The 15,839-nt window shown below is 64.7% G+C and carries 15 protein-coding genes; 3 read left to right on the top strand and 12 right to left on the bottom strand.

Annotated elements, in window-relative coordinates:
• Window positions 1-47: 47 nt before the first annotated feature.
• The 9 genes from QFZ46_RS06490 to dnaK form a co-directional block, all read right to left on the bottom strand.
• Window positions 48-1,307 carry an ABC transporter substrate-binding protein gene (locus QFZ46_RS06490; RefSeq protein WP_307359589.1) on the bottom strand — a complete coding sequence of 420 codons (1,260 nt, stop codon included), beginning with the start codon at window positions 1,305-1,307 and terminating at the stop codon, window positions 48-50.
• A 67-nt stretch (window positions 1,308-1,374) separates the two neighbouring features.
• The gene (locus QFZ46_RS06495) at window positions 1,375-4,056 is read right to left on the bottom strand and encodes an alpha-L-rhamnosidase (RefSeq protein ID WP_307359593.1); all 2,682 of its coding nucleotides are present in this window, start codon (window positions 4,054-4,056) and stop codon (window positions 1,375-1,377) included.
• On the bottom strand, window positions 4,053-4,874 hold the full coding sequence (locus QFZ46_RS06500) for a carbohydrate ABC transporter permease (protein WP_307359596.1): 822 nt from the start codon (window positions 4,872-4,874) through the stop codon (window positions 4,053-4,055). Before QFZ46_RS06500 ends, QFZ46_RS06495 begins: the two co-directional genes overlap by 4 nt.
• Window positions 4,874-5,830, bottom strand: a complete 957-nt coding sequence (locus QFZ46_RS06505; protein WP_307359599.1) for a carbohydrate ABC transporter permease — start codon at window positions 5,828-5,830, stop codon at window positions 4,874-4,876. Before QFZ46_RS06505 ends, QFZ46_RS06500 begins: the two co-directional genes overlap by 1 nt.
• Complete coding sequence (locus QFZ46_RS06510; protein WP_307359602.1) at window positions 5,827-6,516, bottom strand: GntR family transcriptional regulator; 690 nt, start codon at window positions 6,514-6,516, stop codon at window positions 5,827-5,829. The genes QFZ46_RS06505 and QFZ46_RS06510 overlap by 4 nt, the downstream gene beginning before the upstream one ends.
• Window positions 6,517-6,648: 132 nt before the next feature.
• Window positions 6,649-7,074 (bottom strand): heat shock protein transcriptional repressor HspR, encoded by a 426-nt coding sequence (locus QFZ46_RS06515; RefSeq protein WP_307359603.1) that lies wholly within the window; start codon window positions 7,072-7,074, stop codon window positions 6,649-6,651.
• Window positions 7,075-7,101: 27 nt separating this feature from the next.
• The gene (locus tag QFZ46_RS06520; protein WP_307359605.1) at window positions 7,102-8,088 is read right to left on the bottom strand and encodes a DnaJ C-terminal domain-containing protein; all 987 of its coding nucleotides are present in this window, start codon (window positions 8,086-8,088) and stop codon (window positions 7,102-7,104) included.
• An 11-nt stretch (window positions 8,089-8,099) separates the two neighbouring features.
• Window positions 8,100-8,756 carry a nucleotide exchange factor GrpE gene (locus tag QFZ46_RS06525; protein ID WP_307359607.1) on the bottom strand — a complete coding sequence of 219 codons (657 nt, stop codon included), beginning with the start codon at window positions 8,754-8,756 and terminating at the stop codon, window positions 8,100-8,102.
• Window positions 8,757-8,758: 2 nt separating this feature from the next.
• Entirely contained in the window at window positions 8,759-10,621 is a 1,863-nt protein-coding gene (dnaK, locus tag QFZ46_RS06530) for a molecular chaperone DnaK (RefSeq protein ID WP_307359608.1), read from the bottom strand.
• A gap of 142 nt (window positions 10,622-10,763) precedes the next feature.
• Here dnaK and QFZ46_RS06535 point away from each other — a divergent pair, with 142 nt between their 5' ends.
• Complete coding sequence (locus QFZ46_RS06535) at window positions 10,764-11,441, top strand: hypothetical protein (RefSeq protein ID WP_307359610.1); 678 nt, start codon at window positions 10,764-10,766, stop codon at window positions 11,439-11,441.
• A gap of 55 nt (window positions 11,442-11,496) precedes the next feature.
• On the opposite strand, the gene QFZ46_RS06540 is transcribed toward QFZ46_RS06535, so the two are convergent.
• The 3 genes from QFZ46_RS06540 to QFZ46_RS06550 form a co-directional block, all read right to left on the bottom strand.
• Window positions 11,497-12,369 carry an alpha/beta fold hydrolase gene (locus tag QFZ46_RS06540; RefSeq protein WP_307359612.1) on the bottom strand — a complete coding sequence of 291 codons (873 nt, stop codon included), beginning with the start codon at window positions 12,367-12,369 and terminating at the stop codon, window positions 11,497-11,499.
• 18 nt (window positions 12,370-12,387) lie between these two features.
• On the bottom strand, window positions 12,388-12,849 hold the full coding sequence (locus QFZ46_RS06545) for a DUF3817 domain-containing protein (RefSeq protein ID WP_307359613.1): 462 nt from the start codon (window positions 12,847-12,849) through the stop codon (window positions 12,388-12,390).
• 88 nt (window positions 12,850-12,937) lie between these two features.
• Entirely contained in the window at window positions 12,938-13,312 is a 375-nt protein-coding gene (locus QFZ46_RS06550; RefSeq protein ID WP_307359616.1) for a hypothetical protein, read from the bottom strand.
• 238 nt (window positions 13,313-13,550) lie between these two features.
• On the opposite strand from QFZ46_RS06550, the gene QFZ46_RS06555 reads away from it, so the two are divergent.
• Complete coding sequence (locus QFZ46_RS06555; RefSeq protein WP_307359617.1) at window positions 13,551-14,270, top strand: DUF1684 domain-containing protein; 720 nt, start codon at window positions 13,551-13,553, stop codon at window positions 14,268-14,270.
• Window positions 14,271-14,299: 29 nt separating this feature from the next.
• The gene (locus tag QFZ46_RS06560; protein ID WP_307359619.1) at window positions 14,300-15,790 is read left to right on the top strand and encodes an ABC transporter substrate-binding protein; all 1,491 of its coding nucleotides are present in this window, start codon (window positions 14,300-14,302) and stop codon (window positions 15,788-15,790) included.
• Window positions 15,791-15,839 lie beyond the last annotated feature (49 nt).

The raw sequence follows: 15,839 nt of genomic DNA on the forward strand, positions 1-15,839 counted from the left end.
TGGAAGCTTCGGGGGCGACATGGCCGCCGCCCCCGAAGCCGGGTGGATCAGCCTGTGAAGGCCTCGTCCATCGACCGCAGCACGTCATCACGACCGGCCTGGTCCGAGAAGAGCTGTTGCACTCCGATGAACAACGCCGACTGCGCCTTGGCGTTCGGCCACCCCTGATCAGGCATCGGGGCCGTTCGACCGTCGGCAATCACATCGGCGGCGGACTGCATGACGGAGTCGAGCTCGACCTCGGCGGTGGTCAGCGCCGGAATGCCGGGCGCAGCTTCGAACCAGACGGCGGTCGCCTCCGGGGTCGCGAGCCAGTCCACGAATTCGAGGGCATTGATGCTGTTCTTCGCGCCCTCGTTAACGGCGAAGCTCACACCGATCCCACGCGGGATCGACGGCTCACCGGAGTCGTCACCGGGCAGCGGGAAGAACCCGAACTCGGCTCCCTCGGGCGCGGTGGACGCGATCTGCGGGTAGGACGCGAGCACTTGGACGACGCCGACGGCCTCACCGGAATTGACGAGGTCATAGGACGCCGTCACGTCGGTGCCGAGCGGGTCGTCGTTGAAGCAACCGGCCTCACTCATCTCAAGGTACTTGTCGAGCGCATCACCCCAGCCCGAGTCTTCGAAGGTGGCGGAACCGTCGGTCAGCTTCGCATCGAACTCGGGCTCGTCGCCGTACACGGTCGAGGCCACCAGTGCGTACGGGATGAGCTGAGTCACCCAGTCGGTCTGGATTCCGAGGGCGAAGGCGACCTTGTCCGCATCCTTGACGTCCGCGCAGTAACTGAGCAGGTCGCTGTAGGTAGTCGGGACCTCGAGCCCCAGTTCGGCGAGCGTCGCGGTGTTGTAGATCGTTCCGACCGCATCGAGCTTGGACGGCAGTCCGTATGTCTTACCGTCGATCTGAAGCGTGTCGGCTGTGCCAGGATCGACATCGCCGACCCAGTCTCGGTCGGATAGGTCCGCGAGATAGCCGGCGCCCTGGAGCACGTCGATGGCACCGGGATTACCCCCACCAGCCCAGACTGTGAAGACGTCAGGCGCTGTGCCACTGGAAAGCTGAGTGCGGATCGTCGTCTGGAACTGGGAAGTGTCGGCGACCGTCAGGTTGACGTCGATGCCGGTCTTCTCCTTGTACGCCTCGACCACGGCCTCCATAGGGCCCTGGTTGTTCGAGGTCGTGGCGATCGTGAGTGAATCGGTTGGCTCGTTGGGCGGTGTCTGCTCTGACGACGAGCACGCCGACAGGCCGAGGCCCGCGACGGCCACACCGGCGACGACGGCGATGTAACGCGATTTCATGGTGACTAGACTCCAATGCAGGAAGGGGGCGGGAGCCCCCGGGTAACGGGTGAGAAAGTGTCAGGTACTACCCGGGCGAGAAACGGAATTGGTAGATTCCGGACTCCAGCCGAAGACGGGTGGTGTTCTGACCGTTCTCCATCAGGGTGACGCCGTGCGAGTGCGTCGCGTTCTCGCCTCCTTCCGTGATTTCGGATGCCGTGGGAAGCTCCGCCATAGCGGCCCGCCCCGGCGGAATGGAAACGGTCCAGGCAATCTGTCCCTCGTGGCGCCACCATGCGCTCTCGATCCGTCCACGCGGGCTCTCCAACGCCCCGGATGCGTGATCGAGGAACGTATCGAATCGAGGTGCGAGCTCGATGTTCCGGTAGCCTGCCGAGTTCTCTGCCTGTCGGATTCCGAGGATCCCGGAGAGGAACCACTCCCCGACCGAACCGAGCGAGTAGTGGTTGAAGCTGTTCATCCGGGCCGACTGGAAGCCGTTCTCGGCGGTCCAGCCATCCCAACGCTCCCAGATCGTGGTCGCGCCGTTTCGCACGGAGAACAGCCAGGAGGGGTAGCGGTCGTTGTGCAGCAGTCGGAAGGCGAGGTCCTCTCGCCCGACAGCGGCGAGCACAGGGCAAAGCAGACCGACTGTGACGAACCCCGTGGTGAGGGCGACGTCGCGGCGCTCAACTGCGCGGATGAGCTTCTGCGCGATCCGGTCACGTTCGAGGTCGTCGCCATACAATCCGAAAGCGAGCGTTAGCAGGTAAGCGCCTTGGGTATCACCCGCTATGGTGCCGTCGCCGGACAAGAATGCGGCCCGGTACGCGTCGCGGATCCGATCGCGCAGTTGCTGGATGCTGTCCGCTTCCGCTTCGCGCCCGAGCAGGTAGAGCGTACGTGTGGTCAGATCCGCGCTGTAGGCGAAGTACGCCGTCGCAAGGACGTCCTTGCGGGTCTCCTCCCCGATCTGGAGCCAGTCCCCGTAGTCGTTGCCGACCTGCTGCCGCCAGATCAGGTCAGGGTTGTGGCGTTCGATGTGGCGCACCCAGGCGACCATCGAATCGGCCGCCTCTGTCAGCACACCCTCATCGCCGGTCGCACGATACACGTTCCAGGGGACCGTGACGCCGCCGTCGCCCCATGCCGGAGCGCCCTCGCGGAGATGGATCAGATGCGGAGCGATATCCGGGAACGCACCGTCGGCGCTCTGCGCGCTGCGCACGTCCCGCATCCAGCGCTTCAGCAGCGGTCCGAGATCAGCGAGGACGAGGGCGGTGGGGGCGAATACCTGCGCGTCGGCGAGCCAACCCAGCCGCTCGTCGCGTTGCGGGCAATCTGTCGGGATTGAGACGAAGTTGCCGCGAAGACCCCACTGGATGTTCGCGAACAGTCGATCCAGCGCTGGGTCGGAGGAGACGAAGTCACCGACGAACTCGACGTCATTGTGCAGCACGACGGCCTCGACGTCCTCCGCTCGCAACTCGCCCTCGATTCCCTGGACTTCGGCGTACCGGAAGCCGTGCAGGGTGAAACGCGGCTCGAACGTCTGGTCATGGTCGCCGTTCGTCCAGAAGACGTCGACGGGTTCTGCCGTGCGAAGATTCGCGGTGTAGAGCTCACCGTCGTCCAGGACCTCTGCGTGATTGAGTTGGATCCGGCGGCCCGCTGGCTGGTCGCGCAACCGCAGCCGCACCCGACCGACCAGGTTCTGACCGAAGTCGACGATGAACCGTCCACCACCACGCGATTCGACCGAGATGGCGGGCAACTGCAGAGTGGCCCTCACGCCAGGGTCGACCTCAGGGGTTAGCAGATCGACCGACCGGTCTGTGACGACCGCGTCGGACCAGCTGGCGATGTCGTGCGTCGGCAGGAACCAAGAGGCTTCGGCGCGGCGTGAATCCTCATACTGGCCCATGAGCATGTCGGCGTAGAGGATGTCGGACGCCTGCTCCTTCCACGCCTCGTCAGTGGGGAGGATCTTGCGCCCGCCGTCCGCAGCATCCAGGACGAGCTGTGCCAGGAGAGCCGGCTCCTTCCCGTAATGCTGCGCCTGGTGGCGTCGGTCTGTGCCGATGAACCCGACGTACCAGCCATCACCGAGCAGGGCGGCCACGCTGTTGCGGCCAGGGCGCAGCAGTGAGGTGACATCCCAGGACTGGTACGTGATCCGGTCGCGATACTCCGTCCAACCCGGGGCGAGCTCGTCGTCTCCTACCTTTTTCCCATTCACATACAGCCGGTACGCGCCTTTGGCCGATGCGTGCACCTTGGCGACAGCAGGAACCTCGTCGAGATCGAACTGCCGCACGAAGCGGCGCACCGGCTGGAGCTTATTGACGGTGAAGCTGATGTCGGTGTCCTGAGGCGGCAGGGCCACCTGACGGTACACAGGATTGCGACCGATCCAGGCGGCGCGCCACTCGTCGCGATGAACGATTCCTGTTGCGAACGCGCCATGCGCCTTCTCTATGAATCCGTTCTCGTCTTCGACCTCGAGCGTCCAGGCGTAGTCGGCGGAGGAACCCAGCGGCGCGCCGTCATACAGCACTCCGACGGTCGACTCAGTCTCGACGTGCCCTGAGTCCCACACGCGCGCGGTGGAACCTGTGGCGACACGCTGAGACACAATGACGCGGAACGCCTTCTGTCTGGCCCCGCGCGATGCTGCGCGCAGCCGCCAGGAGAACGTGGGAGAGCCGACGATGCCCTGAGGCTCGGTCTGGCCATCCACGCGCAGCGCATACGGAGTGAGGGTCATCCCTTCAGCCCTCCGGCGAATCCCTTGATGATCTGCCGTTGCATCAGGAAGTACACGAGCAGGACGGGAGCAACGCTGATGACGAGCCCGGCGAACACGACCGGCCAGTTCGAGACGAACTGCCCGACGAACGCGTAAAGCGCAACAGTGACCGTCTGCTGAGGTGTGCCACTGAGGTACAGCAGCGGCACGAGGAAGTCGTTCCAGACGGTGATCGCGTTCAGGATAATGACGGTTCCAGTGATCGGGCGAAGCAGAGGGAACACGATGCTCAGGAACGTGCGGAAGGTGCCGGCGCCATCGAGTGCCGCCGCCTCTTCGTAGTCGCGCTCCAATGTGCGGAGGAAACCTGTGTACAGGAAGACCGAGAACGGCACTTGACTGCCTGTGTAGAACAGGATCAGTGATGCGAGTGAGCCGAGCAGTCCCAGGTCGCGCATGGTCTGGTAGAGCGGAATGAGCGCCACCTGGAATGGGATCATCATTCCAACGAGTACGACCCAGAAGACTGTCGTCGACAGTTTTGACATGACGCGTGCCAATGGATACGCCGCCATTGACGAGATCGCCACGATGAGCACGACACTCGTGATGGTCACGATCGCGCTGTTGAGGAGCGCCTGCGCCAGCCCCGCCTGGCTCCACGCCTGCGCAAAGTTGTCGAAAGTCGGCTGAAGCGACGGCACCAGCGGCGAGGTCGCATCGTTCGCCGGCCGTAAGGCCATGTTCACGAGCACATAGACCGGGAAGATGAACACGAGCGCGACGAGGAGCATCACCAGTTCGCGTGCGAACGTGCTCTTGGTGTACCGGAACATCAGCTGCCCTTTCGCGACATGCGCTGCTGCGCGACGGAGAAGAACACCACGACTATGGCGAGGACGAGTGCCAACGCGATGCCGTATCCGAACTCGTTGAACTGGAACGCTGACTTGTAAAGGAGCGTCGACATCGTCTCGGTGGATCCGCCAGGTCCGCCGGCGGTCAGGACGAACACCTCGGTGAACATCTTCAGCCCGCCGATGATCGTGAGCATGATGTTGATCGCGGTCGCCGGCGCGAGAAGCGGCCATGTCACGGACCAGAAGCGACGCCACGACCCCGCACCATCCACAGCCGCGGCTTCGTTTATCTCTTGCGGGATCGACTGGAGACCCGCGATGTAGATCACCATCGAGTAGCCGGCATGCTGCCACACGATCATCATCACGACAGACGCCGCTGCCCAGAAAGGATCGCCTAGCCAGCTCGGCGCCAAAGCCCCGAGGCCGACGGCGTCGAGCACAGTGTTGACCGCGCCGTTCGGTGTGAGCAGGAACTTCCAGAGATAGGCCACGACCACCGGGGTGATGACGACAGGAGCGAAGAACAGCACGCGCAGGAAGTTCTGCGATTTGAGTCCGCTATTGACACCGAGGGCGAGAAGCAGACCGATGCCGTTCTGCAAGATGGTGACGGCAATCGCGAAGATCAGAGTCATCCGCAGCGCGTCTAGCGAGCTCTGCGACGTGAAGATGCGAACGAAGTTGTCGAGTCCGATGAAGTCGTAGTTCCGGGACAGCCCGTCCCAGTTCGTGAACGCGAGAACTGCTCCTCTGATCGAAGGAACCAGAACGGCGAACCCGTAGAAAATGAGCGCGGGTATCGCGAGGACCAGCAGCGATCGCGACTGTGCGACGCCGACGAATCGGCGTCGAGATCCGTCGGCCTGCCGCGCGGCGGAGCCTGTAACGACGTCAGAATCCGTAGAACCTTCAATGTCGACCAGTGTCATGAAGCTCTCGCCTCATCGGGGTCAGCGGTGAGAGCATCGACAGCGTGCGCCATTCGGGCGCGCGCACCGTCCAGATGCTCTCGAAGCTCCTTCTGGATCTTCAAGACGTCGCCTTCTTCGATGAGGTCGAGAAGACGGCCGTGGTCGTGCGCGGAGGGATGCAGGTCGAGATCCTCTTCGACGGTCAGCTGCATGAGGCTGGCGAAGACAGGCTCATACGCCTCCCACACGTCGACGAGGCGGCGGTTGCCGCCGATTTCATAAAGAAGCGCATGGAACCGCATGTCAGCGTCGGCGAAGCCGTCTGCCTCCGAACGGTCAGCATATGAAACCATCTCTCTGACGATCGCGCGGCCGGTACGCACGTGCTCGTCGGTGACGTGCCCGATCGCACGGGTGACAGCTGCCACCTCGATCGACTCACGTAGCTCGTAGAGGTCGTCGATATCGCTTTGGCTGAGCCCAACGACGAAGAAGCCGCGCCTGCGGGATTCGACCAGTCCCTGGGACTCGAGCTGACGCAGCGCATCCCGCACCGGTCCTCTGCTGACGTCGTACTCGGCGGCGAGCGTGTCTTCCACGAGGTGCCTGCCCGGCTCCAGGTGCTGTCGCACGATCTGGTCGCGCAGTACTGCGGCCAATTGTTCGCCGAGCGCGGGCGCTCTGGTCGGGCGCATCGAAACCATGAACTCACCTCTTTGTGTACCGTTAACGAACTACAGTTAACTGCAATCGATTTCAGATGTCAACAAAGAAGGACCATCCTCATCTTCGATAAGGATGGTCCTATTCATTCGGGCGTCGAACGAAGCCCAGCGTCAGTCTTCGCTACGCCCGCCCGGCCGCCACAGCACGACGTCGGTGGAACGGCGGATGCGACGTCCGCTCGGTACCGGAACGACGCCGCTCGCGCCGGCCGCGAAGACGCGCACGCCGGGCCGGTTCTCCCGCTCGGCCCGCAGTGCCCCCTCGAGGTCGAGCACTCGGCGGCGAAGCATCCGCACTTCATCTTCGAGATCGAGCAGGCGAGCGATCGCCGGCAGGCTCATGCCGTCGGCGGAGAGCCGGGCGACCTCGCGCAGCTGGACGATGTTCCGCGCGGAGTAGCGGCGAGAGCCGCCGCGCGTGCGACCCGGCACGACCAGCCCGATGCGGTCGTACTGCCGCAAGGTCTGCGGGTGCATGCCCGCGAGACCAGAAGCGACGGCGATCGCGAAGACCGGGGTGTCCTCATCGTCGACCATCGCGATCACCTCCGCTCAAGAACTCCATCAGCCCTGCGCCTTCGCCATCATCTCCGCACGCGGGTTCTCCTTCGGCTCCAGATCATGGAACTTCTGCAGTGCCTCCCGCGCGGCGTCGTCCAGGTGCGTCGGCACCGCGACCTGCAGCTCGGCGAGCAGATCGCCCGTGCCCTTCGACGTCGCGACGCCGCGCCCCTTGACGCGCAGGACGCGTCCGGACGGGGTGCCTGGCGCGACGCGCAGCTTCACGATGTCACCGGCCAGCGTCGGGACCTCGATCGTCGCGCCGAGCGTCGCCTCGGTGAAGGTCACCGGCACCGTCAGGCGCAGGTTCAGACCGTCACGAGTGAACACAGGGTGCGGGCGCACCTTGATCTGCACGACGATGTCGCCGCTCTCACCGCCGTCCGGCGACGGCCTGCCACGGCCGCGCAGACGGATCTTCTGCCCGTCGGCGACGCCGGCAGGAATCTTCACCTTGAACGGCTTGCCGTCCTCACCCTGCAGGGTGATGGTCTCGCCCTGCACTGCGGTGACGAAGTCGAGCGTGGTGCGCGCAGTGACGTCTGCGCCCTTCTGCGGGCCGCCGAAGCCGCGGTATCCCCCACTCGTCTGCCCGAACCGACCGGAGCCGAAGCTTCCGCCCTGAGTCTGGTTGAACATCGCGAAGATGTCCTCGAAGTCGGCGTTGCTCTGACCACGCCCACCCTGACCGAACCGGCTGAACACGTCTTCGAACCCGCCCGCACCTGCACCGCCGGCGGTGAATCGCGCACCTGAGCCCATGGCTCGGATCTCGTCGTACTCCTTGCGCTGCTCGGCGTCGGAGAGCACCGAGTACGCCTCGCTGATCTCCTTGAACATCGCCTCGGCCTTCGCGTCACCCTGATTGGAGTCGGGGTGGTACTTCCGCGCGAGCTTGCGGTACGTCTTCTTCAGATCCGCATCAGTGACATCCTTGGAGACGCCGAGCGTCTTGTAGAAGTCCTTGTCGAACCAGTCCTGGCTAGCCATCGATCACCCGCCTACTCAGCGGGCACCGCGACGACGACCTTCGCCGGGCGCAGCTCCACGTCACCGAGGCGATAGCCCACCTCCACGACCTCGAGGATCGTCGAGGATTCTGCTCCTGGAGTCGGCTGCTGGAAGATCGCCTCGTGGTGCTGGGGATCGAACTCCTCGCCCTTCTCGCCGTAGGCCGAGACGCCGAGGCGTTCCACCATCGTGCGGATCTTCTCCCCGATCACGAAGAACGGGGTTCCCTCGACCAGATCGCCGTGCTGTGTCGCGCGGTCGAGATCATCGAGCACGGGGATGAGGCCCTTGGCCGCCTCGCCCTTCGCGCGATCGATCTCGACCTGACGCTGCTCCTCGGTGCGCCGACGGTAGTTGGCGTACTCCGCCTGCAGACGCTTGAGATCGTTCAGCAGCGTGGTCTCGAGGTCGGCGAGCACGGCGTCTTCTGCCGCAGCTTCGCCGGTCTGCTCGGCGCCGAGGATGTCGTCGACCGTGAGGTCGTCGACCGTGAGGTCGTCGTCTGACCCCTCAGCGGCGGCCGCCTCCGTGGAGTCAGGATTGTCCTGAGGCGTCGTGCCTTCCTGCGGCGACGGGCCGGATGCCGCAGCATCCGACCCCTCGTCCTCAGGAACTTCACCGTTCTCGTTGAAGTTCTTGTCTGTCATGGTTACTTCTTCTCGTCCTCGTCGTCGACGACCTCGGCGTCGATGACGTCTTCCTCTGCGGAAGCGTCATCGGCCGGTGCCTCGCCCGCGGCGGACTCGCCTGCGGCGGCATCCGCCTGAGACTGTGCGTAGATCGCCTCACCGAGCTTGCCCTGCGACTCGTTCAGCTTGTCGAACGCGACCTTCACCGCGTCGTCGTCCTCGCCTGCGAGAGCCGTCTTCAGAGCATCGACGTCAGCCTGGACGGAGTCCTTGACGTCTGCGGGGAGCTTGTCCTCGTTCTCCTTGATGAGCTTCTCGATCGAGTACGACAGGGTCTCGGCCTGGTTGCGCTGCTCAAGAGCATCGGCCCGCTTCTTGTCTTCAGCGGCGTTCTCCTCAGCCTCACGGACCATGCGCTCGATGTCTTCCTTCGACAGCGACGAACCGCCGGTGATGGTCATCGACTGCTCCTTGCCGGTGCCCTTGTCCTTGGCGGACACGTGCACGATGCCGTTCGCGTCGATGTCGAACGTGACCTCGACCTGCGGGACGCCACGGGGAGCCGGCGCGATTCCGGTGAGCTCGAACGTACCGAGCGGCTTGTTGTCGCGGGTGAACTCGCGCTCGCCCTGGAAGACCTGGATCGCGACGGACGGCTGGTTGTCGTCTGCCGTGGTGAAGGTCTCGCTGCGCTTGGTCGGGATGGCTGTGTTGCGCTCGATGAGCTTGGTCATCCGGCCGCCCTTGGTCTCGATGCCGAGGCTCAGCGGGGTGACGTCGATGAGCAGAACGTCCTTGCGCTCGCCCTTGAGGACACCGGCCTGCAGGGCAGCGCCCACGGCGACGACCTCATCCGGGTTGACGCCCTTGTTCGCTTCCTTGCCGGTCTCGCGCTTGACGAGCTCGGCGACAGCGGGCATACGAGTGGATCCACCGACCAGTACGACGTGGTCGATGTCGGCGACCTTGACGTTCGCCTCGCGGATGACATCCTCGAACGGCTTCTTGGTGCGATCGAGCAGGTCCTTGGTGAGGTCCTCGAACTTCGCGCGCGTGATCGTCTCGCTCAGCGACACGGGGCCGGACTCGGTCAGGGACAGGTACGGCAGGTTGATGGAGGTGCTGGTCGAGGAGGAGAGCTCCTTCTTCGCCTGCTCTGCCGCTTCCTTCAGACGCTGCAGTGCGATCTTGTCGCCCGAGACGTCGACGCCGCTGGTCTCCTTGAACTGCTTGATGAGGTGATCGACCAGGCGCTGGTCCCAGTCGTCACCGCCGAGGCGGTTGTCACCTGCAGTCGAGCGCACCTGGATCGTGGAGAAGTCGTCGTCCTTGCCCACTTCGAGCAGCGAGACGTCGAACGTTCCGCCACCGAGGTCGAAGACGAGGATGAGCTCGTCTTCCTTGCCGCGGTCGAGTCCGTAGGCCAGAGCGGCGGCGGTGGGCTCGTTGATGATGCGCAGGACGTTGAGTCCCGCGATCTCGCCGGCTTCCTTGGTCGCCTGACGCTCGGCATCGTTGAAGTATGCGGGGACGGTGATGACGGCATCCGTCACGGTGTCGCCGAGGTACGACTCTGCGTCGCGCTTGAGCTTCATGAGGATGCGCGCGGAGATCTCCTGAGGAGTCCACTTCTTGCCGTCGACGTCGAAGCCCCAGTCGGTGCCCATGTGACGCTTGACGGATGCAACGGTGCGGTCGACGTTCGTGACGGCCTGGCGCTTCGCGGTCTCACCGACGAGCACCTCGCCATCCTTCGTGTATGCGACTACCGAGGGGGTCGTGCGGAAGCCCTCGGCGTTGGCGATGACCTTCGGCTCGCCACCTTCGAGGACGCTGACGACGGAGTTCGTCGTACCGAGGTCGATTCCAACAGCACGTGCCATGTGATTCTCCTTTTGGTTGAAGTCTGCGACGACCCGGAAAACCTGAGTCGCGATGGCTCAACTGTACCTCCCGATCGAAATGTTGTCAAAACAAACTTGATACGCCCACGCTCAACTTTTATCGAGCGCTAGGCTGACCGGCATGAGCAGCATGCGCACGAAGGCCCTCCCGTACCGTCTTGCAGCGATCGCCCTCGTCGCACTCGCGACCGTGCCGCTCAGCGGATGCGTGTCCGGCTCCATCCCCACCGAGACATCGGCGACCCAGGAGCCGACCAGCACCCCGGAGCCGACTTCCGAAGAATCGGGGGGCACGGACGACGGACTGCCGGCGACGCTCTCGTTCGACGATGGCGACCTGCTGTCGGACTCCGTCTCCATCGAATGGAGCGACAGCCTCCTGATCGACGACGGCTGGAAGGTCACCTCGGCCGACGACGGCAACGGCGGGTGGGAGTACGGCACGATCGACGGCACATGCACCGCACGGTTCTGGCAGGGGTACACCACCGACGTGCAGGTCACGCCCGGCGATGACAGCGCGTCGTCGGACGCGCTCCTCGGCGTACTGCTCCAGACGGATGCCGCGACCGTGACCCCCAACGCCGTCGACGGCGCATTCGCCTACCAGACAAGCGGGAACACTGATGTCGCGAACCGGCAGATCATGGGCCAGGACGGCGACCGCACCTGGATCATGGCAGCTCGCGCCTTCGCCACACCCGGCCTCGGCTTCTATCTCATCGTGGACTGCACCGGCGGCGACGCGAACGCGGTGCTGTCGGAGGTCATCGAGAAGAACGCCATCGTCGCGTACTGAGCGTGCGTTTCGCGCCTCAGTCGCGTGGGCACGGTTCAGCGCGACCGGCACGAACTCATGCGGGTTGCTCGACGAAGTCGCGCAGGACGGGCGCGACCCGCGGCGAGTGCGTCTCCAGCAGCAGGTGCCCACCGTCGAAGATGTGAGCTTCCATTCGCGGCAACGCTCGCATCCAGGACAGCGTCTCGTCGAGCTCGAAGAATGCGTCATGCCGTCCCCAGAGCAGGAGTGCTGAGGGCTGCCAGCGTGCAAGATACTCGGCGACCGACGGGAATCGCGAGACGTATGTGCCGTAGTCCGCGATGAGCGCCCGCTGCACCTCTCGCCGCCCGGGCAGGTTCATCACGCGCCAGTCTTCTTTCCACCTCTCGTCCGAGATGCCCGCCGTCACATCGGGCGGCACCTCAGCGAGGTACTGGTCACGAATGCCCTCGAGCGTCAGATGAGAGGTTGCCGCCGCTTCATTCTCTGCAGAGCGTTCGGTCCAATAGGGGATGGTCCCGGCCCAGTCAGGGCCGATGCCCGCCCAGTGCGCATTGGCGTTCTGAATGATCAGACCGAGAACCTGCTCTGGGTCGGCCATCGCGAGGTGAAGGCCGACGGGAGCGCCGAAATCGTGCAGGTAGATGTACCGCGCTCCGACTTCGAGGTGGCTGAGGAGTTCGGCCACCGCCTCGCCGAACCGATCGAAGGTGGTGATCGTCAAGACGTCGGACTCGCCGAAGCCCGGGAGATCTGGGGCGATGATGAAGGCGGACTCGGAGAGTTCCTGCGCGATCTCGCGGAACATCTCCGAAGAGTTCGGAAAGCCATGCAGGAGGAGAACAGCGGGCCGCGACGGGTCGCCGCCTGCGAGATACGACAGCGTCTCGCCACCGGATAGCCGGAACTGCCGACGCCGTATCGTTGCGTGCTCGCGCTGACTCATCTCACACCTCTATGCCGGTCATCTTCCGCCGGGCGGCCCAACCAGGAGAAGCACCACGTAGAGCAGGATCACGGCGACGGCGATGAGTGCAACGAGAACCCACGCGCGGCGCAGGAACCAGCGCATGGTGCGGTCGTACCAGGTGCGATCCTGCGGATGATCGCTCTCTTCGAGCCGCCAATCGCCCTTCAGCCGGCCGCTCCGATGCAACCAGACCTCCATGGGGATCGTCGCATAGGGAACGATCGCGCTTGCCACGGCGAGAACGCCGACGCCGATCGACCAGCGCTGGTTGAATGCCACGAGGATCGCCGTCGCGCCGTAGGAGAGGAACACGAATCCATGGATGCCTCCGCCGATCGTGACGACGATTCCCGGCGCTCCGAGAGCGCGCGCGATCAGCGCGGCGATCAGGACCGTCCATGTGATGGCCTCTGCGACGGCGAGAACTCGGTAGAGGCGGGCAGGCGTGCGGAACATCGTGCTCCTTGCGGATCGGGGTCCTTCCACAGTACGCAAATGCGCGATGCGCCGCCTGCGAGCGAGCCCGCCACGAGACGGACCGAGCTCAGATGGTCACGGCACCCCAGAAACACAGTCCGCCGGCCACCAGCAGGATTACCCAGGAGATGTGGCGTCCGCGCGTGAACCAGATCGGAAGCACAGCGCACAGCACGAAGGTGGATCCCACCACCATGAGCACAGCCGAAGCTGATGCCCCCAGCGTGACGACGAGGAGCACGCCGGCCAGGCCCAGGAAGAGAACCGTCGTGAGGTGCCAGGCGAACCGGATCGTCCCGGCGGTGAAAGAGACGCCACCGAGCAGGCGAGGAAGATCGTGCGCCAGCAACCAGCGGATGATGTGCTTCTCACCGAGGATCGAATGCGCGACGCCGAGCAGCGCGATGAGGACGGCGGCGGCGATGAGCGCGAACGTGACCATGACCCCGAGCGTAACCAGAGCGCTTCCGGTGCGCCGACGATCGTCGAGGGCGATGTAGTGCAGCTCGCGCTCGGTGCGATGCGGTCCATGCCGACTGTCGGCACCCGGAATAGCCGGGCGTGCTCATGCGTTTGAATGAGAAGGGCGACCGGTCCTTCCCACCCGAGGCACCGCACTGTTGCCCGCTGTGACGCAGGGACCTGCGCACCACCATCCGTTCTCCTAGCATCGAAGAGCCATGTCGACACCTCTGACCACATCCGATGACCACGCCCGCTGGCGGGCTGAGCGCCGCGACGCGGTGACAGCACGGACCGGCAACCTCGCCCTCATCGAGACGCGCTGGACCGGCTCCGAACGTCCCGATCTCACGGCAGAGAAGGCCACGGCGTCCGTCACCGTCACGGCGCTCGAGCGCAAGGACCTCACGACCGGCGAAGCCGAGTACGGGTTGCGGATCTGGGACGCCGAGTCTCCGGCGATCAGGGCATTCGACCACATCGACACGTACGAGTACGACCCCGACTGGGTGATCGAGGCCCAGTTCACGCCGGTCGACACCGACCGCACCGTGCCGTTCGAGCACATCCGCGACAACGGCGGCTCTCGCGAGCTCGTGGTCCCCGGCGACATCACCTTCACTCGCAACGGCGTCGACTATCGGCTGGCCGCGTTCGACGACGCAGGCTCCCTGCTCCTCGTCTTCGGAGACGCCACGAACGGCACGGAGACCTACGGGGCCGGACGCTTCCTCTTCGTGCCGCGCAAGGCGGCCGACTTCGCCGCTGAGGGCACCGTCACCCTCGACTTCAACCGCGCCTTCGTGCCGCCGTGCGGCTTCTCCGCGCAATACAACTGCCCGATGCCCCCGGCGCAGAACCGCTTCGCAGAGCCGATCCGCGCCGGGGAGAAGAACGTCGTCTTCCACGACGGCTTCGACATCTACGCCGCGCTCTGAACCGCCACCCGACCCGCCAGGAGAACCCCTTGAGAAGACCACTCGCGCTCGCCGCGGCCATCGCCGTCTCGGCACTCGTCCTCGCCGGCTGCTCATCCAGCGCCCCGACGGCAGAAGACAGCGCAGACGCCAGCGTCTACATCGGCTCGCTCTACGAACCCCAGAACCTCAGCAACACCCAGGGCGGCGGGCAGGGTGTTACCGAGGCCTTCAACGGCAACGTCTACGAGGGCCTGTACCGGCTCACCGACGACGGCGAGGTCGAGCCTCTGCTGGCAACCGACGCGGTGAAGAGCGAAGACGGACTCACCTACACGATCACCCTCCGCGACGACGTCACCTTCCACTCCGGCAAGGCCCTCACATCGGCTGATGTGAAAGCCAGCGTCGAAGCCGTCACCGCCGAGGACTCGCAGTCCGCCCGCGCTTCGGCGTTCAGCGTGATCGCCGGCATCGACACGCCGGATGATGCGACCGTCGTCTTCACCCTGTCCGAGCCGTCGATCTCGTTCCTGTACAACCTCGCCTACATCTGGATCGTCAACGGCGAGGCGACGGACCTCACCACGACTGAAGACGGCACCGGCCCGTACACGCTCGACGAGTGGAAGCAGGGCAGCACCCTGACGCTCGCCCGCTGGGATGACTACTGGGGTGAGCCCGCGAAGAACGGCGAGGTCGTCTTCAACTATTACACCGACGCGACAGCGCAGAACAACGCGCTCCTCACCGGCGAGATCGACCTGATCACCAGCATCCAGAGCCCCGACGCACTGGAGCAGTTCGACAACGACTCGTACACGATCAGCGAGGGCACCTCGACGACCAAGGAGCTGCTCGCCTTCAACGACCGCGTCGCCCCCTTCAACGACCCGCTCGTGCGCAAGGCGATCTACTCGGCGATCGACACGAAGAAGCTCCTGAACTCGATCTGGGCCGACTACGGCACTCTGATCGGCTCGATGGTTCCGCCGACCGATCCCTGGTACGAAGACCTCACGGACGTGAACCCGTACGACGTCGATCTCGCGAAGCAGCAGCTCGCCGAGGCGGGCTTCCCCGAAGGCTTCGAGTTCACTCTCGACACCCCGAGCTACGACCCGCACCCGGCCGTCGCCGAGTTCCTGCAGTCGCAGCTCGCCGAGGTGGGCATCACGGTGAACATCAACACCATCAGCGCCGACGAGTGGTACACGAAGGTGTTCAAGGAGCGCGACTTCGAGGCGACGCTGCAGGAGCACGTCAACGACCGCGACGTCGTCTGGTACGGCAACCCCGACTTCTACTGGGGCTACGACAACGCCGAGGTGCAGCAGTGGGTCGCCCAAGCCGAGCAGGCAGCCACCCCGGAGGCGCAGACCGAGCTGCTCAAGAAGGTGAACCAGCAGATCGCTGAGGATGCTGCGAGCGTCTGGCTCTACCTCTACCCGCAGATCGTCGTCGCCTCTGCTGACGTCACCGGATACCCTGTCAATGGCTTGAACTCGCAGTTCTTCGCCTACGACATCGTCAAGTCCTGATCCGCTCGCAGTGTGTGTGAGGGCGCGGACAGCAGCTCTCACACACACT

The organism is Microbacterium murale, assembly GCF_030815955.1.
GTDB lineage: Bacteria > Actinomycetota > Actinomycetes > Actinomycetales > Microbacteriaceae > Microbacterium > Microbacterium murale_A.